Source organism: Microbacterium sp. A8/3-1, from assembly GCF_040267695.1.
GTDB classification, from domain to species: Bacteria; Actinomycetota; Actinomycetes; order Actinomycetales; family Microbacteriaceae; genus Microbacterium; species Microbacterium luteolum.
Map to the genome: position 1 here is coordinate 3,342,709 of NZ_CP158357.1, position 18,779 is coordinate 3,361,487.

Sequence of the window (18,779 nt, forward strand, 5' to 3'; positions counted from 1 at the left end):
GATCGATGGCTAGCCAGGATTGGTTCGACAAGGACTTCTACAAGACCCTCGGGGTCTCGAAGGACGTCAGCGACGCCGATCTCAAGAAGACGTACCGCAAGCTGGCGCGCAAGTACCACCCCGATTCCAATCAGGGTGATGCGGCGGCAGAGGCGAAGTTCAAGGAGATCAGCGAGGCGTACTCGGTGCTCTCCGACGCCGAGCAGCGCAAGGAGTACGACGAGATCCGTGCCATGGGCTCGGGCGCACGCTTCACGGCGGGCGGCTCGGGTGCCGGCGGATTCGAGGACGTGTTCAGCCGCTTCGGCCAGCAGGGACGCGGCCAGTCCGCCGACTTCGAGGACATCTTCGCGATGTTCAACCAGGGGCAGGGCGGTTCGTTCGGCAACGGCCGCTTCGGGCAGACCTCCGGCGGGTTCCGCGGTTACGGGGGACCGCAGCGCGGCGCCGACGTCACGGCGCGCACGACGATCGACTTCATCACGGCCGTGCAGGGCGAGACCATCTCCCTGCAGGGCGAAGACGGCAAGCCGTTCAAGGTGAAGATCCCGGCCGGCGTCGCCGACGGGCAGAAGATCCGTCTGCGCGGCCGCGGTCGTCCCTCGCCCGACGGCGGGGAGCGCGGTGACATCGTGGTGCAGATCACGGTGCGCCCGCATCCCGTCTTCACACGTGACGGACTGAACCTGCGCCTCATCGTGCCGGTGACATTCACCGAGGCGACGCTCGGCGCGACCATCGAGGTGCCGACCCTCGGCGGCGACGTGGTCAAGCTCCGCGTCGCACCGGGCACGCCCTCCGGTCGTGTGCTGCGCGTCAAAGGCCGCGGCGTCACGACGTCGAAGGGCACCGGCGACCTGCTCGCCGAGCTCCAGGTCGCGGTGCCGACGCACCTCGACGAGGCCGCCCGCGCGGCGCTGGAGAAGTTCCAGGAGCTCGAGCCGACGGAGAACCCGCGCGCCGAGCTGATGGCGAAGGCGCGTCGCTGATCATGATCGCGACGACATCCGCGAGCACCGGGGAGGTGAGCGTCCATGACTGAAGGTGGCATGGACGCCGACACCCCGGTGTTCGCGATCGCCGTCGCCGCCGAGCTCGCGGGCATGCACCCGCAGACGCTCCGGCAGTACGACCGCATCGGTCTGGTCGTGCCCGGCCGCACCTCCGGTGGCTCGCGCCGCTATTCGACCCGCAACATCGAACAGCTCCGCGAGGTGGCCGAGCTGTCCGCCCAGGGTGTCAGCCTCCCCGCGATCGCGCGCCTCCTCGACCTCGAGGATGAGAACCGGATGCTGCGCGCCCGGGTCATCCAGCTCGACGCGGCGCTGCGCGCCGAACGCGAGAGCCGCCCCGGCGTGCGCGTCTTCGCCGCGGGCTCCACCGGCGTGGTGCCGATGCCCTCCGGCCGCCGCATCCGCCGTTCCACAGAGGTCATGCTGTGGAATCCGCGAGGGAACTGAGCGACGCGCTCGACGTCCCGGTCGGTGTGACAGGGATCAGCACGAGCCCTTTCGCGATCAGCGCCGCCGAGGAATGGGACTGGCACCGGCATGACGCCGACGAGCTGCTGTGGTCGGCACGCGGGTCCCTCGTCGTCGAGACCGCCGTCGGCTTCCACGCCGTCCCGTGGACCGTCGGACTCTGGATCCCCGCAGGTGAGCCGCACCGCGTGACCGCGTCCAAGGGGACCGAGTTCTCGTGCACCTTCCTCGCGCCCGGAATCGCCTCCCCGCCGCGCGAGGGTGTCGGCGGCGTCGGCATCCCGATGGCCGCCCGCGCGCTCCTCGATGAACTCGCGACACAGGACATGGCCGACGAGACGCGCCGGCTCGCAGAGCAGCTCGTGCCCCGCCTGCTCCATCGCGCGGAGCTGCTGCATCTCACCCTGACCCTGCCCGACGACGACCGGGCGAGGCGGATCGCGGAGGCCGTGCAGCAGGATCCGGCCGATGCGCGCACACTGCAGGAATGGGGTGCCCTCGTCGGCGCGAGCGAGCGGCATCTCGCGCGGCTGTTCCGCCGCGATTCCGGCCTCTCCTTCGCCGAGTGGCGCACCCGGGCACGGATGCTCGCGGCGATCGTGATGCTGGCCGAGGGCCTTCCGGTCGCGATGGTCGGGAGGCGTGTCGGCTACGCGCGGTCGAGCGCGTTCGTGCAGGCGTTCCGTCGCGAGTTGGGGACGACGCCGGGGGCATTCGCGGTCTCCGCGCTCTAATTCGTCTCTCTCACGACATCCACTGGCAGGTTCGCGACATCGAGACGGGGGATGATCGATGAGGCACTTAGGTAAGCCTCAGCTAATCTCCTCCCCGAATCGAAGGTCCGTTCATGACGCCCTCCCGCATCCGTCGTCTCCGCGCCGTCGCCCTCGCGACCGGCGCCGTGTTCCTGCTCACCTCGTGCACGTCCGCGCAGGCGGGTGAATCCGGCGGCGAGACCCTCACCATCGACACCGAGTTCGGCGAGGTCACCGTGCCGACCGAACCCGAGGCGGCCCTCGGCTTCTACACGACCGACGTCGACATCCTCATCACGCTCGGGTACCCGCTGGCCTCCGAGCAGCCGATCCGCGACGACTGGGACTCGTTCCCGAGCTACTTCCCGCAGGAGGAGCTCGAAGGCATCAAGGGGTTCCACAACTACCCGGAGTTCAACCTCGAGCACATCCTCGAGGTCGGTCCCGACTTCATCCTCAACGGCATCGGCTACGAGACCGACCTGCATGACAAGCTGACCCCGATCGCCCCGACCTACACGTACAACGCCTTCGACGGCGGCGACTGGCGCGACAAGTTCCAGACCCTCGCCGCCGACCTCGGCCGGGAGAAGCAGGCCCAGGCCTGGCTCGACGACTACGCGGCGCGCATCGCCGAGGTCAAGGAGCAGCTCGACGCCGAGGGCATCGCCCCTGTCGTCGCCGACATCTCGTTCTGGGAAGGCCAGATCAACGTCGGCTGCTACAGCATCTCCTGCCTGGTCTTCGCCGATCTCGGTCTCGAGATCAGCCCGCTCGCCGACAGCGACGGCGACGGAAAGCCCGACAGCGACGGCACCTCCCTCAGCATGGAGCAGGTCGGACAGCTCGCCGACATCGACGTCATCTTCACCGGGGTGAGCGAAGACGGCTCCGGTCTGATCACCGACGAGGAGGCGCTGCAGGCGAACCCGCTCTGGACCGCACTCCCCGCCATCGCGAACGGCGAGGTCCACGGCTACAACTACGAGATGAGCTACGGCTCGCCGAGCGGCCAGGACGGCCTGCTCGAGGTCGTGCGCAAGGCGCTGCTCCCGTGAGCCGCCCCGAGGTGAACCGCGTCCATCGCGTCGAGGTCGTCGAGGTCGAGCGGCTGACGCCCGGCATGGTCCGCATCGTCTTCGCCGGCGACGGTCTGGAGGGCTTCCTCTCCTCCGGAGTGGGGGACGAGTACCTGCGGCTGTTCCTGCCGAAGACAGGTCATGACGAGCCCGTGCTCCCGTCGCCGACCGCGGACGGCTACTGGGAGTTCCCGGAGGGTGTCGACTCCACCGAGGTGCGCACGTACACGGTGCGGTCGTGGGATGCCGTGTTCGGCCGCCTCGTGATCGACTTCGTCGTGCACGAGGGCGGCATCGCCGCCACCTGGGCGCTCGGAGCCCAGCCGGGCCACGTCGTCGGGGTGAACACCCCGCGCGGTCTTTACGACCCGCCCGAGGGCATCCGCTGGCAGCTGCTCGTCGCCGACGCGACGGGGCTTCCCGCCGCACTGCGCCTGGCCGAGCAGGCTCCGGCAGGTGTGCGCACGCGAGTGGTGCTGGAGGTCGGCGAGCCGGCCGACGAGCAGCACGTCGACCTGCCGGCCGACGTCGAGCTCACCTGGGTGCACGGCGGCAACGGCCACGGCCCGAGCCGCGTCGAGGACATCGTGCGCGCGAGCGAGTTCCCCCGCGAGCCCGGCTACGTCTGGGTCGCGGGCGAGACCCGCGTGACCCGCGGGGTGCGCAAGCATCTGCGCCACGAGCTCCGGCTGCCGTCCACGGCGTACAAGGTCGTCGGCTACTGGACCGCGAATTCGGAGCAGTGGAGCGAGCGCTTCGAATCGCTCCCCGACACGGTCCGTGATCGGCTGCGCGCGATGTGGGATGACGAGACGCGCGACGCCGAAGAGGTCGAAGACGAGTACGAGGCCACTCTTGAGGCTCACGGACTCTGAGATCGCGCCGCCTCGGGAGGTCGCAGAGCAGCCGGTGCAGACGAGCGAGGCCGTGGACAATGCGCGCGCAGCGATCTCCGTCTCACGCCGGCGGCGGATGCTGGGCTTCGCGCTCGCGGTCGGCGCCCTCGCGACGTGCATCCTGCTGAGCTTCACGATCGGCTCCCAGCGGCTCTCGATCGAGCAGATCGTCGCCGCGCTGCAGCGGGTCGATAGTGAGGCGTGGACCATCATCCGCGACCTCCGCGGACCGCGCACGGCGCTCGGCATCCTCGTGGGGGCGGCGCTCGGCATCGCCGGAGCGCTGATGCAGGCGTTCACGCGGAACCCGCTGGCCGATCCCGGCATCCTCGGGGTCAACGCGGGTGCGGCATTCGCCGTGGCCGCGGGTGCGGCGGCCTTCGGCATCACCACGCTGTCTGGCACGATCTGGTTCGCGCTCCTCGGTGCGGTCGCCACGACGTTCGCGGTGTGGGCGATCGGCGCCTCCGGGCGTCGCGGCGTCGACCCGCTGCGGATCACGCTCGCGGGTGTCGCGATCGGCGCCTTCCTCAGCGGCATCACCTCGGGCATCACCCTCCTGCTCCCGGAGGTCTTCGACCGGATGCGCGGCTGGAACGCCGGCAGCATCGCCAGCACGCCGTCCGCGCAGATCGGATGGGTGCTGCCGTTCCTGCTCGTCGGCTTCGTGCTCGCCTTCGCGGTAGCGCGACCGCTGAACGCGGTGGCGCTCGGTGACGACCTCGCGGTCTCGCTGGGCTCACGGATCGTGCGCACCCGCGTGCTCGCGATCATCGCGGCGACGCTGCTGTGCGCTGCTGCGACCGCTGTCGCGGGCCCCATCGGCTTCGTCGGTCTCATGGTGCCGCACGCCGTCCGCTGGTTCACCGGGCCGGACCAGCGCTGGATCTTCGCCGGAAGCCTGATCGCCGCTCCCGTGCTCGTGCTCGCGAGTGACATCGTCGGGCGGGTCGTGCTGCGCAGCGGCGAACTGCCCGTCGGCATCGTGACCGCGTTCGTCGGGGCACCCGTGCTGATCATGCTCGTCCGCCGCCGAGGGGCGAGCGCCCTGTGAGCGTGCACATCGAGCGCGGTCACCGCACCTGGCTTCTGCGATCGCGGGGCGGTCGCGTCAGCATCCTCCTCCGGCGCCGCCCGGTGATCGTCGTGGCGGCGCTGCTGCTCGCCGCGGCGGCGGTGGCCGTCGTGAGTCTCGGCGTCGGCGACTACGTCGTGCCGATCCCCGACGTCGTCGCCACCGTCTTCGGCTTCGGCGACTCGCGTTCGCAGCTGGTCGTGTGGGGGTGGCGGATGCCGCGCGTGCTGCTCGCGCTCGCACTGGGCGCCGCACTGGGCGCGGCCGGCGCGATCTTCCAGTCGCTGACGCGCAATCCTCTCGGCAGTCCCGACATCATCGGCTTCGACTCGGGTGCGTACGTCGGCGCGCTGCTGGTCATCACGACCGTCGGCACCGGGTACCTCGTGGTGGCCGGCGGAGCACTCGTCGGCGGACTCGCGACAGCGCTGCTCGTGTACGTGCTGGCGTATCGGCGAGGGTTCCAGGGATTCCGGCTGATCATCGTCGGCATCGCCGTCTCCGCCATGCTCGCCTCGGTGAGCACGTGGGTCATCCTCAACACCGACCTGAACATCGCCCTCGCGGCATCGGCGTGGGGGAGCGGCTCGCTCAACGCGGTCGGCTGGGCGCAGGCGACTCCCGCCGTCGTGATCCTGGTCGCGCTGTGGGGCATCGCCGCCGTTCTGTCCCGCGGCATGCACGCCCTCGAGGTCGGTGACGATGCGGCGGTCGCGCTGGGTGTGCGGACCGGGCGGGTACGGCTGCGACTGGTCGTGCTCGGCGTCGCGTTCACGGCGACGGCCACCGCGGCAGCAGGGCCGATAGCCTTCGTGTCGCTCGCCGCCCCGCAGCTGGCACGCCGACTGACCCGCTCCGCCGGCGTCACGCTGTCGGGCTCGGCCGCGATGGGGGCGCTGCTGCTCGTCGTCAGCGATCTGATCGCACAGCGGATCTTCGCCCCATCGCAGCTCCCCGTCGGCGTGATCACCGTCGCCCTCGGCGGGGCCTATCTCATCTGGTTGCTGATCTCGGAGGCGAGAAGACGATGACCGACACTGCTGTGGACCGCGTGGGCGTCGAGCGAGGGCCCGAGGCGCGACTGTGCGCGCGGGGCGTCACCCTCGGCTACGACCGACGCATCATCGCCGACGGCCTGACCGTCGACATCCCCACCGGATCGTTCACGGTCGTGATCGGGCCGAACGCATGCGGCAAGTCGACGCTCCTGCGTGCGCTCGCCCGGGTGATGAAGCCGTCAGCGGGATCCATCCTGCTCGACGGGCGGGAGATCGCGGAGTACCCGGCGAAGGAGGTCGCCCGTCGGCTCGGACTGCTGCCGCAGACCTCGATCGCCCCGGAGGGCATCACGGTGGCCGACCTCGTGGCGCGGGGACGGCATCCTCATCAGGGGGTCTTCCGCCAGTGGACGACGGCTGACGAACTGGCCGTGGCCGAGGCGCTCGTCGCGACCAACACCGCCGATCTCGCCGCGCGTCATGTCGAGGAGCTCTCCGGAGGGCAGCGGCAGCGGGTGTGGGTCGCCATGGTGCTGGCGCAGGAGACGCCGCTGCTGCTCCTCGACGAGCCCACCACGTTCCTCGACATCGCGCATCAGTACGAGCTGCTCGAGTTGCTGCGTCGTCTGCACGACCAGGGCGGTCGAACCCTGGTCGCCGTGCTGCACGACCTGAATCAGGCGGCGCGGTACGCCGACCACCTCATCGTGATGCGCGACGGGCGGGTGATCACCACGGGCGCCCCGGATGAGGTGATGACCGAGCAGCTGATCGAGGAGGTCTTCGGGCTGCCGTGCACGATCATCCCCGATCCGCACACCGGCTCGCCGCTCGTGGTCCCGCGGCCCTCGCGGTAGGCGTCACGGGCGCTCGGTCCACTCGGTGAGCGGTCGTCCGTCGAGGTCTGTTCCCGGTCGGGATCGGATGCCGAGCACGACCGCCACGAGGCCGAGGAATGCGACGCCCACCGCCGGGCCGTGGACGCCCACGATCGAGCCGATGCTGGCGAACACGGTGCCCAGGGGCGTGGCGCCGAACAGCATCAGCCCGAATCCGACCGAGAGGGGCGTCCAGACGAGCACGCCGAGCGGTGCCCAGCGCCAGTGGAACGGGAGGGCATCGGCGAGCACGATCGACACGACCGAGATGACAGCCAGGACGAGCACGACGCCGTAGTAGGTCATCGCGAACAGCACCGAGGTGTCTTCAGCGACGTGCGGGTCACCCGCACTGTCCGGCATCAGGGTGAACCAGAACGCCTGCGTCAGCGGGGCGATCGCCAGCAGGACCGTCGCCACGGAGCCGATCGGTCGGCGGCCGGTCACGCTCCCCGCGCGGCCGATGCCCACCACCAGCAGGATCACGGCCACGAGGAACAGCCAGTCCTTGGCCGACGCGAGGTCGCCCCACGACCCGCGCGCCGCCAGCCCCACGGCCACGGACAGCAGCAGGAGGATTCCGCCCGCGACCCAGGTTCGTCGGCGGGAGGTCGCGAGCGTCACACGAGGCAGGATATCCCGCCCTCGCCCATTCACTCCGGCGGTCGGACCTCCTCGACCGAGAAGCGGAACGCCGCGCCCTGGCGGAACGGCTCGATGATCTCGAAGTTCTCGTACGCGGGACCGCCCGGGATCGGCGACGCGCTCGCCCAGTACGACCAGCGGGCGTTCACGACGGCCTCGAGCTCGGGATGCGGATCGTCGACCCGCCAGGTCTGCGCGGCGCGGCGACCGAGGAAGCGCCAGTGCGTCGCCGTGTCGGGGGAGTACTCGACCGACCACGGGTCCTCTTCGTCACCCGTCGCGCTCACGATCGCCGCACCATCCTCGCGGGAGAGCTCGGACAGCGGGAACCGCGCATGCTCGGCGAAGGCCGTGCCGGAGAAGTCCGGCCACAGTTCGGCCGCGGTCACGATGCGATCGGCGAGGTGCAGTCGTCGCAGTCGCGCCCAGTTGCCCATCGTCGCCGTGAGGATCAGATGTGACAGCGGGACGGATGCCGCGTTCGCGAAGCCCGCGACCTCGACCTCGTGCGGCCGGTCGGCGAAGAACCGCACGCGCACGCGGACGTCCGCCCCGTTGTCGAAGCGCTCGACGCCGATCCAGACCGTCAGGGCCTCGACGCCGGCGACGGTCTCCACGACGCCGCGCGCGGGAGAGTCCCCCGCGGCTGCTCTGCGGCATCCGCGTCGTCCGCCGACCAGAACCGCTTGCCGCGCTCGCCGGGGTCGAGGGTGCTGGGTTCGAGTTCGGAGAACCCGCGTGCGGTCGCTCCCTCCGCGATCGGCTCGACCGCGATGAAGTTGACGAGCCGCTCGGGCGGATGGTCGAGGTAGGGCGCGAAGACGCGGAGGAGACCACGAGGCCCGGGGATCGGCGGGATGCCGATCTGGATGCCGCCGACATGGCCCCAGCGGGGTTCGGCATCGGGTGCGCCGGACGGCCGGAGCCACCCGTGTTCGGGGGAGAGGGACATGTCGAAGACCCTAGTGATATGAAATCGATTTCGCTAGATTCGTGGCATGCATCGTCGCACAGCATCGTCCCGTCGCGTCCTCGCCGCGGCATCCGTCGTTCTCGCCGTCGGGCTGGCCGGCTGCGCCGGCGGAGGCGCACCGAGCGTGGATCCGGACCCCGACAAGCCCTTCGTGCTGGAGGGCGTCTCGAAGCTCACCGAGATCGCGCAGCTCACCGGTCCGGATGCCATGAACGACACGGCATCCGTCTCCGTCGCCGGTACGGATCTGGGCTCGATGGTGAACGTCGGCGACAAGACGTTCTTCTTCTTCGGCGACACGTTCGGCGAGCGGGACCCCGAGTCCATCGGCGGCCAGGGCGGCTTCTGGAGGTCGAACGTCGCGGCCTGGACGACCGACGGCGACCCCACGGACGGCATCGACTTCGAGGGCTGGGTGGAAGACGACATCGGTCTCGCGGGACCGCTGATCGAAGGCGATCACGACGCCAACGGGGCCGGCGGAGAGGTGACCAAGATCCCCACCTACGGCTTCGCGATCGGCGAGACGATCTATGTGTCGTACATGTCGGTGAAGTTCTGGGGAGAGCCCGGCGCCTGGGATGCGAACGGCTCCGCGCTCATCGTCTCGCGGGATGACGGCAGGACCTGGTCCCCGGTCGACGGCGTCGAGTGGCCAGGGGACTCGAACTTCATCCAGTTCGCGACCGCGCAGGTGACGGAGGGCGGCGAGGACTGGATCTACTTCTGGTCGATTCCCTCGGGCCGGTTCGGCGGCGTCCAGCTGATGCGCGTGCGCGCCACGGAGGCGGCGGTCGAGGACCAGTCGGCGTACTCGTACTTCGCCGGACTCGACGGCGATGCGCCGCAGTGGAGCGACGAGATGACGGATGCCGAGACGATCGTCGACGGCACTATCGGCGAGCTCTCGGTGATGTGGTCGACCTATCTCGAACGCTGGATCATGACGTATTCGGATGCCGGCAGCGCCTACATCCGCGAGGGCATCACGCCGTGGGGACCATGGGGTGAGGCCATCGAGCTCGTGCCCGGATCGGAGTATCCGGGGCTGTATTCGCCGTACCTGAATCCGCGCTACGTCACGGAGGACGGTCGCCGCATCCACTTCACGCTCTCGCTCTGGGATCCGTACAACGTGTTCTGGTTCTCGGCCGACCTGGAACGCGCCGACTGAAATATCGCGAGGCCTGTTTCCCTTGCGCATGAAATCGATTTCGCCTACTCTGGCGCTACCCGATCACTGAGGATCGATCGGCCTGCACAGCAGCGACTCGATGAGGAGTCTGTTCCCTGAGGAGGAACCAATGAGAATCACCACCCGCACCCGACGCACAGCGATCGCCGCCCTCGGCGCGCTGGCGGTCGGCTCTCTGCTCGCCGCCTGTGGCGCGGGCACCCCCGGTGGAACGGCAGGAGGCGACGGCGGCGAAGACGGCGTCACCACGATCCAGTTCTGGCACCGGAGCTTCACGCCGGTCGAGAACGAGTGGTACGCCGACATCGTCAAGCAGTTCAACAAATCGCAGGACGAGATCAAGGTCGTCGACACCGAGGTTCCCGCCGACGCGTGGGATCAGAAGATGAAGGCCGCCCAGGCCGCAGGCAAGGCGCCGGACGTCTACACCAGCTCCGCCAACCTGCTCGATCTGGTGAACGCCGGATCCGTGCACGAGCTCGACTCGATCGTCTCGGAGGACGCGCTCGGCGAGATCATGGACACCGCCACCTCGATCTCCGAGGTCGGGGGCAAGCACTACGCCTACCCGCTGCTGCTCGAACCGCAGACCGTGCTGTTCTGGAACACCGACATGCTCGATGCCGCGGGCGTCGACTCCTCCGCGGCTCCCGAGACCTGGGACGACCTGCTCGCCGCCTGCGCGAAGATCCAGCCGACGCTCGCCGAGGGCCAGTACTGCATCTCGCCCGCGCAGGACGCCGTGACCATGGCCTGGTCGACCGTGGGCCAGCAGTACAACTTCGCCGGGCACCTCGCACTCACGGACGACTGGTCCGCGCCCGACATCGACAACGACGGCTACCGCGATCTCATGACGCAGTACAAGGAGCTGTGGGACAAGGGATACATGCCCAAGCAGCCGCTCGCCGCGTACGTCGGCGGGGAGGACTTCGGCCAGCAGAAGGTGGCCTTCAAGGTCTCCGGCTCGTGGATGATGTCGGAGATCGGCTCCGACTACGCCGACCTGCTCGCCAAGACGGGCGTCGGCGCATTCCCGAGCGCTTCCGGTGCCGACGGCCGCACGGCCACGACCATGGGCAACTTCACCTGGGTGGTCGACGCCAAGAGCAAGAACGCGGAGGCCGCAGGGAAGTTCCTCGAGTGGGCGATCGCCGGCGACCCCGAGAACCTCGTGCCGTTCTTCGTCGACACCCAGTTCACCAAGGTGCCTGTCCGCCAGTCGGTGCAGGATGCGGTCGCGGCGAGCCAGGAAGCCGCGGACGCCCCGTGGTCGAGCATCATCGTCGACGACATCGCGCCCGACGCGATCGCCGGCGCCACCTACCCGTGGGACGTGAACCTCGCCGTGGGTACCGCCATGGAGTCCGTGATGAAGGGCTCGGCGTCGGCGGACGACGCGATCAACACGGCCAAGGCCGCGATCCAGACGGTCATCGACCGTGACGGGCTGCCCGACAAGGCGCCCAAGAACTGATATCGCTCGCTGTCCGGGGGCCGGGGGTCCCGGTCCCCGGACAGCGTCGCACCCTGAGATCGCGACGAGGTGGAAATGGCCAGTCAGGCTGTGCAGGAACGCCGGGAGATCCGGCAGAGGAAGAACCGGTACCGGTACCGGGACAACAGAACCGCCTACTGGTTCCTGGTGCCGCTGGTGGTGCTGCTGGGGATCTTCGTGATCTGGCCCGCCATCTACGCCGGATACCTGTCCTTCCAGGACTGGAGCTTCTACAAGGACCCGGAATTCGTCGGCATCCGCAACTACGCCAACGTGCTGAAAGACCCGCTGTTCATCGCCACGATCGGTCGCGGCTTCCTGTTCGTGCTCATGACCGTGCCGGCGATGCTGATCCTGGCGTTCCTGTTCGCCAGCCTCGTCGTGGCGGTGTCGCGTCGGGCGGCGAGCATCCTGAAGGTCAGTATCTACATCCCGACCATCATCTCCGCCGTGATCACGTCGATCATCTTCGTGCTGATCTACAACTACTCCGGCGGTCTGCTCAACGCCTTCCTCGGGATCTTCGGAGTCGACCCGATCGCCTGGATCGGCGACCCGAAGTGGGCGCTCCTCGCGGTCGCCGTCCCCGCCATCTGGCTGGGCATGGGACTCACCTCGCTGATCATGGTCGCGGCCATGGTCGACATCCCCACCGAGTACTACGAGGCGGCGGCGATGGAGGGCGCGAACTGGGGGCAGAAGACCGCGTACATCACGATCCCGCAGATGAAGAACGTGGTGCTGTACCTGCTGATCACCGGATTCGTCGCGGCGATCCAGCAGTTCGAACTCCCGCTCGTGATGACCCAGGGCGGTCCGCTCGACTCGACGACCCTCCCGAACCTCTTCATCTTCAATCACTTCCGCAACGACGTGAACGTCGGCTACTCGATCGCGGCCGCTCTGCTGCTGTTCGTCGTGCTGGGGACCATCTCGGCCCTCGTGTTCAAGTTCGTCAACTCCGAAAGGCTGGTGGACTGAGATGGCCGTCATGCAGGAGACCACCCGCATCGTCCTCGCCGGCAAGGAGCCGCGGGCACAGCGCAGAGCGCCGCGCACCGCCGGCGGCTGGCTCGTCGTCCTCGGCAAGGTGATCCTCGGCGCGATCTTCGTGGTCGCGTCGCTGTTCCCCCTCGCGTGGATGGTGATCGCCGGGTTCAAATCGAAGACCGAGGTCGTCGAGACGCCGTTCCAGTTCTTCCCCGAGGTCTGGCTGTGGCAGAACTACGCGCAGATCCTCGCCGACCCCACGTTCCTGCAGACGCTGCTGTGGACGTTCTTCGGCGCCGTCCTGTTCACGGTCGGCAGCCTGGCGGTCAACTCTCTCGCCGCCTACGCCTTCGCCCGCCTGGACTTCCGTTTCAAGGGCACCATCTGGGCCATCGTGATCACGACGATGTTCATCCCCGGCATGACGATCCTGCTCACGAGCTTCATCGTCGTGACCCGCCTGTCCATGCTCGACACCCTTGCCGTGCTCGTGATCCCCGGGCTCGCCAGCGCCGGCATGGTCTTCTTCATCCGGCAGTTCTACCTGAACATCCCGAAGAGCCTCGAGGAGGCCGCGATGCTCGACGGCTGCGGCCGGTTCGGCATCTTCGTGCGCATCTTCCTGCCGCTGTCCAAGCCGCCCTTCGTCGTCATGGGCATCACGGCGTTCCTCGCCTACTGGAACTCGTACGTCTGGCCGATCCTGACCGTCACCTCGCCCGAGCGCTTCGTCCTGCAGCAGTACCTCGCGACGTTCCGCTCCGAGCGCAGCACCGAGCTCGGACTGCTGATGGCGGGATCCGTGCTGGCCGCGGCCCCGGTGATCATCCTGTTCCTGATCTTCCAGCGCCAGATCATCGGCAACATCAAGATGGCGGGTCTCAAGTAGAGGAGAGGTCGATGGAGACCGAGAACACGCACGGCGGCGGAATCAGTCGCCGAGGAGTACTGCAGGGAGCCGCCGTGCTCGGCGCCGCGTTCGTCGCGGCGACGGCACCGGCGCCACCGGCATCCGCCGCCGGACTGACGGTGACGAGGATCAAGGTGCTCGCGGGTACCCAGAGCCCGCTGCAGTACGGGGTGGGGGCGACCGACCTCGGCATCCCGGCCCGCACTCCGGACGGGCGGATGCTGTTCCTATTTGGCGACACGTGGGCCGACACCGTGGGAGGCGCGAACTGGCGCTCGCCGGTGGCGCTGTACTCGTCGACGACGAACCTCAACGCCGGTGTGACCTTCGACGGCTGCGGTGGAGCGGGCGCGAACACGCAGGGGGTGGCGCCACAGCTCTGGTACTACCCGCACGACGCGTACTTCACGACCGTCATCCCATCCGACGTGATCACGATCGGATCGCGGATGTACCTGCACGCGATCGTGAACGGTCCGCAGTTCGGCGCGGTGCGCTGGACGGAGCTGTGGAAGTCGGACGACAACGGCGCCACCTGGCAGCACACCGGGCTGCAGTTCCCCGCCGACATGGCGGGCGGGAAGTTCCAGTGCATCACGTGGGGGCTCGGCAGCGACGGCTACGTGTACATCTACGGCACCGGATTCCAGCGCGACAAGGGCATCGTGCTCTACCGGGTGCCGTCGAACAACATGACCACGCTGTCCGCCTATCAGCCCTGGGGTTTCGCGAACGGATCCTGGGGCTGGGGAAAACCCGTGACCGAGGTGCTGCCCGGAGGGTTCGGCGAGATGTGCCTGCGGCCCCTCGGCGGCAAATGGATCCTCACCTGGTTCAACGCCCCCGAGTACCGGATCGACGCGATGGTGCTGAACACCCCGACCGACAACCTGCACACGGCGACCAAGACGACGCTGCTGCACGGCACCGAGTGGGGGACGGAGGATGCCTCGCACGTCGCGCAGCTGTACGGCGGATACATCATCCCCGGGTCCACGCTGTCCGATCTGCACCTCAGCGTGAGCCAGTGGCACACCGGGAACAACAGCGTCTATCACTCGGAGCAGTTCCGGGTGCAGGGACTCGTGTAGGCATCCGCCCGCGGATCAGAGCTCGACGAACCCCGACACGACCACGTCGGCACGGCCGCCCACCCATACCTGATCGGCCTCCTGGCTGATCAGGATCCGTCCGCGGCGTCCGATGGCCGTGCCCTGTGCGGCGAGGTACGGGGCGCGGGCGCGACCGGTCGAGAGCAGCCACTCCGCCGCCGCGGCGTTCAGGCTGCCGGTCACGGGGTCCTCCCGCAGCGGGCCGTCGCCGTCGGTGAAGAAGGCGCGCAGCTTGAACGCGGTCTCGGCTCCTTCCGAGTGAGGGCCGATCACGCCGATGTCCCAGACTCCGGGGTGACCTGCGACATCCGGGCGGAGGTCGAGAACCGTCTCGGCGCTGTCCAGCAGCAGACCGACCCAGCCGGGGCCGTTGTCGAGCCACTCGGCGTCGACGAGCTGTTCGCGGCCGATGCCCAGGATCTCGACCAGCTCGGTGACGAGCTCGGGTGCGACGGGGCCGGAGCGCGTCCGCGGCGGCGAGGCGAAGGCCAGTCGGTCGCCGTCCACCCGCACCGGGATCAGGCCGGCGGGGCACTGCTGGATCACCGTGCCGGGGGTCGACGGCACGCCGCCGGCATCCAGCCACGCCCTGGTCGTCCCGAGCGTCGGATGGCCGGCGAACGGGAGCTCGGTGCTCAGGCTGAAGATGCGCACGCGGTAGTCGGCGCCCGGCTCGGTCGGAGGCAGCACGAAGGTGCATTCGGAGAGGTTCGTCCACACCGAGAATCGGCGCAGGTCATCGTCGTCGAGGCCCTCCGCATCGAGAACGACGGCGACGGGGTTGCCCGTTCCGGGGGTGTCGCCGAACACATCTACCTGTCGGAATCCGCGCTGCATGTCTGGAGGATATCCGGTGGACGGCGCACTCAGCAGACGGAAAGCTCGCCTTCGTACGGTCGAGACAGGGAATGCCCCTGCTCCGCGCCTGGCGCGCGGTGTCCTGCCACGAAGGAACACCTCCTCATGACGAACACCACCGCCCCCTCCGCAGCCACGTCGGCGGGACTCCTCGTCCTCCGCGTCGTCGTCGGTGCGATCATCGCCGCCCACGGCGCTCAGAAGATCTTCGAGTACACCCTGCCGGGCACGATCGGCAGCTTCGCGGGCATGGGGATCCCGTTGCCTGAGATCGCGGCACCGGTCGTCGCGTTCGTCGAACTCGTCGGCGGCATCCTGCTGATCGCCGGGTTCTTCACCCGCCCTGTGGGCATCCTCCTCGCCATCGACATGGCCGTTGCACTCGTCGCCGTTCACCTTCCCGCCGGGCTCTGGGTCGGCGAGGGCGGCTACGAGTTCGTGGCCGTGCTCGGCGTCGCGGCTCTCGCGCTCGCGTTCACCGGTGCGGGGAAGTTCTCGCTCGACCGCGCTCTGCTGCGCGGACGCGTCCCGGCCTGGATCGCCTGAGGATCGCAGGGCGCTCGGGCGGCCTCAGTCCTGAGGGGCCCGGGCGGGGCTCGTGCCGATGTCCGGAACCGGAGCGGTCCCTAGGTGGACCTCCAGGTCGTCGGCCGTCGGCGTCTTCGGGAGCCGTGCGGTCGGCCGGTCGAGGTAGAACAGCGCGGTCGAGGCGATGTCATCCCGCAGCGGCAGGTACCGCCATCCGCTGCGCCAGCCGAGAGCCTGGATGTCGACCTTAGGGATGCCGGTGGCGAAGTGGATCGGGTCGAGAAGGTGCCAGCGGTACATGCCGAAGCGCTGCTGGCTCACATACAGGCCGTCCGGCCTGATCACCTGCGGCATCCCGAGATAGGGCGTCGAGAACTCGGTGTAGCCCTTCCCGGGGATGTCGAAGTTCCAGGCGCCGCCGAAGTAGTCCTCGGTGCCGGTGCCGCAGATCGTCGGGTAGTCGGTGTCGTCGTCGAGGTAGAACTTGATCTCGCCCTCGCCCCACCAGCCGTTCGAGTTCACGCCCCATGCGATGTACGTGCCGACGTACTGGCCCTGGCCTTCGATCCCCTCGAGGATGACGTGCGGGGTCAGGTCCTCCAACGGGTTCGACCGGCGCCACTGCGCGTGGAAGTAGGCGTCGTTCGAGTAGTCGCCGCCGATCTCGTACGTCACCTGGTAGTACACGCGGACGTCGACGACGGAGGTGTTCTCGATGGTCAGGCGGGCGCCGTCCTTGAACGGCATCGGCCAGTACGAGTTGAACCCGCCGTGAGGGTTCGCGGCGATCGTCTGCGAGTTCACCTGCGCGAACACGCCCCAGCCGTTGCAGAAGAAGTCGCCGTACGGCACTTCGATCGCCGGCTCGTCCGATCCGTCCCAGTAGGCGCGCAGCAGCAGCGTGCGCCAGTTGTCGGTGTGCGTGGTGATCCAGATGTGTGTGATCTTGCCGGCCCCCTGGATGCTCGCGAGCTCGAGTGTCTCGCCGGCCTTGATGTCGACGCTCGGTGAGATCTTCCAGCCGGGGCCGAGGTCACGCGCGTTCCCCGCGCCCGTGCCCTCGGTCGCCCGGCCTCCGCCCCCAGCGGATCCGTCGAAGTTCTCCGGTGAGATCGAACGCGTCTGCACGGATCGCAGCGCTGCGAGGGATGCCAGGTCGGAGGTAGCAGAAGTCATGGGCGCTAATGTAATCGATTTCAGCGCAGAACTCCAGAGATCGCGTGCGTGCGCGATACTGTTGCTTCACGCCCGGCGCGACCGGGCAGGCAGTGAGGGTGCATGGCCACGATCTACGACGTCGCAGAGCTCGCGGGAGTCTCTCCCGCGACGGTCTCGCGCGTCTTCAACGGCACGAGCGTGTCGGACGAGAAGGTCGCCGCCGTCCGGGATGCCGCGGAGAAGCTGAGCTTCACCCCGAACCGCACCGCGCGCACGCTGCGCCGCCAGAGCTCCGAGGTGATCGCTCTCGTGATCCCGGACATCGAGAACCCCTACTTCACCGAGATGGCCCGCGGGGTCGAGGATGTCGCCTCCGAAGCCGGCTACTCGGTCGTGCTCTGCAACTCCGACGCCCAGATGGAGAAGGAGGCCACGTACCTCCGGATCGCTATCGCTGAGCACATGTCGGGCGTCATCATCGCGACGGCCGACGAGGGAACCAAGCTCGACACCATCCTGGCGACCGGGCGACCCATCGTGGCTGTCGACCGCAGCACGACCTACGACATCGACGGCGTCGTGATGGCGAACCGCGCCGCCGGGACCTCGGCCACCAAAGACCTGATCGACGCCGGGTACCGTCGCATCGCCTACATCGGCGGCCCTGAGCACATCGACACGGCGGCGGAGCGCGCGGCGGGATGGCGCACGGCGCTCGGCGCCGCGTATCCGGACCTGGACCTCGATGCGCTGCAGCGATTCGAGACCTTCCGTGTCGACGGCGGCCGCGCTGCCATGGAAGACCTCCTCTCGCTGCCGGAACCGCCGGACGCCGTGGTCGCCGGAAACAACCTCATCGGCGTCGGCGCGATCCAGGTTCTCACCGAGCACGGGCTCACGCCGCCCCAGGTCGGCGTCGCGGTGATCGGCTCGCTGCCCTTCACCACGCTGTCGCCCAGCGCGGTGACCGTCGTGCGGCTTCCCGCCCGGCACATGGGCGTGACCGCCGCGCGCATGCTGCTCGAGCGCATCAAGGGAGACAAGCAGCCGGCCCGGACCGTCGTGCTGCGCAACGAGGTGCAGCCAGCGAGCCCACGGGCCTGAGCGGCCTTCGCTCAGGAAGAACCCCAGAAGCGGGTCGCCAGATTCGCGACCTCCTTGTCGAGGTCTTCGAGGCGCCGGTCGATCGATCCGAGTCGCGTGTCGACCTTCGCGTCCATCGCGTCGAAGCGGGCGTCGAATTTCGCGTCCATGGCCTCGAAGCGGGCGTCGAATTTCGCATCCATGGCCTCGAAGCGGGCGTCGAACACTCCCTGAAGTCCTTCGAGGCGGGCTTCGATCTCTCGGCGGAATGATGTGAGCGTGCTGTCGTTCTGGCGGGTGAGCGAGGTGAGCGTGCTCTCGTTCTGGTGGGAGAGCGAGGCGAGCGTGCTGTCGTTCTGGCGGGTGAGCGAGGTGAGCGTGATCTCGTTCTGGCGGGTGAGCGAGGCGAGCGTGCTCTCGTTCTGGTGGGAGAGCGAGGCGAGCGTGCTCTCGTTCTGGTGGGAGAGCACCGTCAGTGTCTTGTGACCCTGTCGCAGCAGCAGAGAGATCACGCCGATCATCACGGCGGCGAACACGCCGATCAAAGTCCACACCTGCGGTTCGGTCATCTCCATGGCTCCATTCTGCGAACGAAAGGCCAGATTGTCACGGTATTCCGGGTGCCGACCGTCCGAATCCCACGAGCTGTGGACAACACGAATCGCGC

General features: G+C 68.6%; 21 protein-coding genes. 15 read left to right on the top strand and 6 right to left on the bottom strand.

All coding sequences use genetic code 11. From position 1 onward, the window contains the following. Positions 1-5 precede the first annotated feature (5 nt). The 8 genes from ABS642_RS16385 (at position 6) to ABS642_RS16420 (ending at position 7,141) form a co-directional block, all read left to right on the top strand. A complete protein-coding gene (locus ABS642_RS16385) occupies positions 6-989 on the top strand; it encodes a DnaJ C-terminal domain-containing protein (protein WP_350350943.1) in 984 nt (327 codons plus the stop codon). Positions 990-1,034: 45 nt separating this feature from the next. Continuing rightward, the gene (locus ABS642_RS16390; RefSeq protein ID WP_282215593.1) at positions 1,035-1,460 is read left to right on the top strand and encodes a MerR family transcriptional regulator; all 426 of its coding nucleotides are present in this window, start codon (positions 1,035-1,037) and stop codon (positions 1,458-1,460) included. Continuing rightward, positions 1,439-2,215: an AraC family transcriptional regulator gene (locus ABS642_RS16395; protein ID WP_282215594.1), complete on the top strand. Its 777-nt coding sequence runs from the start codon at positions 1,439-1,441 to the stop codon at positions 2,213-2,215. The genes ABS642_RS16390 and ABS642_RS16395 overlap by 22 nt, the downstream gene beginning before the upstream one ends. 113 nt (positions 2,216-2,328) lie before the next feature. Next, entirely contained in the window at positions 2,329-3,294 is a 966-nt protein-coding gene (locus ABS642_RS16400) for an ABC transporter substrate-binding protein (protein ID WP_350350944.1), read from the top strand. Next, positions 3,291-4,190, top strand: a complete 900-nt coding sequence (locus ABS642_RS16405) for a siderophore-interacting protein (protein WP_350350945.1) — start codon at positions 3,291-3,293, stop codon at positions 4,188-4,190. The genes ABS642_RS16400 and ABS642_RS16405 overlap by 4 nt, the downstream gene beginning before the upstream one ends. Continuing rightward, positions 4,171-5,265 carry an iron chelate uptake ABC transporter family permease subunit gene (locus ABS642_RS16410; protein ID WP_350350946.1) on the top strand — a complete coding sequence of 365 codons (1,095 nt, stop codon included), beginning with the start codon at positions 4,171-4,173 and terminating at the stop codon, positions 5,263-5,265. Before ABS642_RS16405 ends, ABS642_RS16410 begins: the two co-directional genes overlap by 20 nt. Next, positions 5,262-6,317 carry an iron chelate uptake ABC transporter family permease subunit gene (locus tag ABS642_RS16415; RefSeq protein WP_350350947.1) on the top strand — a complete coding sequence of 352 codons (1,056 nt, stop codon included), beginning with the start codon at positions 5,262-5,264 and terminating at the stop codon, positions 6,315-6,317. The genes ABS642_RS16410 and ABS642_RS16415 overlap by 4 nt, the downstream gene beginning before the upstream one ends. Beyond that, positions 6,314-7,141 carry an ABC transporter ATP-binding protein gene (locus ABS642_RS16420; protein WP_350350948.1) on the top strand — a complete coding sequence of 276 codons (828 nt, stop codon included), beginning with the start codon at positions 6,314-6,316 and terminating at the stop codon, positions 7,139-7,141. The genes ABS642_RS16415 and ABS642_RS16420 overlap by 4 nt, the downstream gene beginning before the upstream one ends. Before the next feature lie 3 nt (positions 7,142-7,144). Here ABS642_RS16420 and ABS642_RS16425 read toward each other — a convergent pair whose 3' ends face one another. The 3 genes from ABS642_RS16425 to ABS642_RS16435 are packed head-to-tail and all read right to left on the bottom strand — an operon-like array spanning position 7,145 to position 8,759. Next, the gene (locus ABS642_RS16425) at positions 7,145-7,786 is read right to left on the bottom strand and encodes a hypothetical protein (RefSeq protein WP_350350949.1); all 642 of its coding nucleotides are present in this window, start codon (positions 7,784-7,786) and stop codon (positions 7,145-7,147) included. Positions 7,787-7,815: 29 nt separating this feature from the next. Next, positions 7,816-8,424, bottom strand: a complete 609-nt coding sequence (locus ABS642_RS16430) for a hypothetical protein (RefSeq protein WP_350350950.1) — start codon at positions 8,422-8,424, stop codon at positions 7,816-7,818. Then, complete coding sequence (locus ABS642_RS16435; RefSeq protein WP_350350951.1) at positions 8,394-8,759, bottom strand: hypothetical protein; 366 nt, start codon at positions 8,757-8,759, stop codon at positions 8,394-8,396. The genes ABS642_RS16430 and ABS642_RS16435 overlap by 31 nt, the downstream gene beginning before the upstream one ends. Before the next feature lie 46 nt (positions 8,760-8,805). Here ABS642_RS16435 and ABS642_RS16440 point away from each other — a divergent pair, with 46 nt between their 5' ends. From ABS642_RS16440 to ABS642_RS16460, 5 genes are all read left to right on the top strand, one after another. Continuing rightward, positions 8,806-9,954, top strand: a complete 1,149-nt coding sequence (locus ABS642_RS16440; protein WP_350350952.1) for a DUF4185 domain-containing protein — start codon at positions 8,806-8,808, stop codon at positions 9,952-9,954. A 130-nt stretch (positions 9,955-10,084) separates the two neighbouring features. Beyond that, the gene (locus tag ABS642_RS16445) at positions 10,085-11,452 is read left to right on the top strand and encodes an extracellular solute-binding protein (protein WP_350350953.1); all 1,368 of its coding nucleotides are present in this window, start codon (positions 10,085-10,087) and stop codon (positions 11,450-11,452) included. Positions 11,453-11,527: 75 nt separating this feature from the next. Beyond that, positions 11,528-12,454, top strand: a complete 927-nt coding sequence (locus tag ABS642_RS16450; RefSeq protein WP_350350954.1) for a sugar ABC transporter permease — start codon at positions 11,528-11,530, stop codon at positions 12,452-12,454. A gap of 1 nt (position 12,455) precedes the next feature. After that, positions 12,456-13,352 carry a carbohydrate ABC transporter permease gene (locus tag ABS642_RS16455; protein WP_350350955.1) on the top strand — a complete coding sequence of 299 codons (897 nt, stop codon included), beginning with the start codon at positions 12,456-12,458 and terminating at the stop codon, positions 13,350-13,352. An 11-nt stretch (positions 13,353-13,363) separates the two neighbouring features. Then, positions 13,364-14,464 carry a DUF4185 domain-containing protein gene (locus tag ABS642_RS16460; protein ID WP_350350956.1) on the top strand — a complete coding sequence of 367 codons (1,101 nt, stop codon included), beginning with the start codon at positions 13,364-13,366 and terminating at the stop codon, positions 14,462-14,464. A 15-nt stretch (positions 14,465-14,479) separates the two neighbouring features. Here ABS642_RS16460 and ABS642_RS16465 read toward each other — a convergent pair whose 3' ends face one another. After that, complete coding sequence (locus ABS642_RS16465) at positions 14,480-15,322, bottom strand: PhzF family phenazine biosynthesis protein (RefSeq protein ID WP_350350957.1); 843 nt, start codon at positions 15,320-15,322, stop codon at positions 14,480-14,482. Positions 15,323-15,448: 126 nt separating this feature from the next. Here ABS642_RS16465 and ABS642_RS16470 point away from each other — a divergent pair, with 126 nt between their 5' ends. After that, a complete protein-coding gene (locus ABS642_RS16470) occupies positions 15,449-15,889 on the top strand; it encodes a DoxX family protein (protein ID WP_350350958.1) in 441 nt (146 codons plus the stop codon). Between the two features lie 24 nt (positions 15,890-15,913). Here the strand turns inward: ABS642_RS16470 and ABS642_RS16475 are convergent, their stop codons facing one another. Continuing rightward, the gene (locus ABS642_RS16475; protein ID WP_350350959.1) at positions 15,914-17,047 is read right to left on the bottom strand and encodes a glycoside hydrolase family 172 protein; all 1,134 of its coding nucleotides are present in this window, start codon (positions 17,045-17,047) and stop codon (positions 15,914-15,916) included. A 102-nt stretch (positions 17,048-17,149) separates the two neighbouring features. Between ABS642_RS16475 and ABS642_RS16480 the strand changes: the two genes are divergently transcribed. Further along, complete coding sequence (locus ABS642_RS16480; protein WP_350350960.1) at positions 17,150-18,133, top strand: LacI family DNA-binding transcriptional regulator; 984 nt, start codon at positions 17,150-17,152, stop codon at positions 18,131-18,133. 11 nt (positions 18,134-18,144) lie between these two features. Here the strand turns inward: ABS642_RS16480 and ABS642_RS16485 are convergent, their stop codons facing one another. Then, positions 18,145-18,687 (bottom strand): hypothetical protein, encoded by a 543-nt coding sequence (locus tag ABS642_RS16485; protein WP_350350961.1) that lies wholly within the window; start codon positions 18,685-18,687, stop codon positions 18,145-18,147. Positions 18,688-18,779 lie beyond the last annotated feature (92 nt).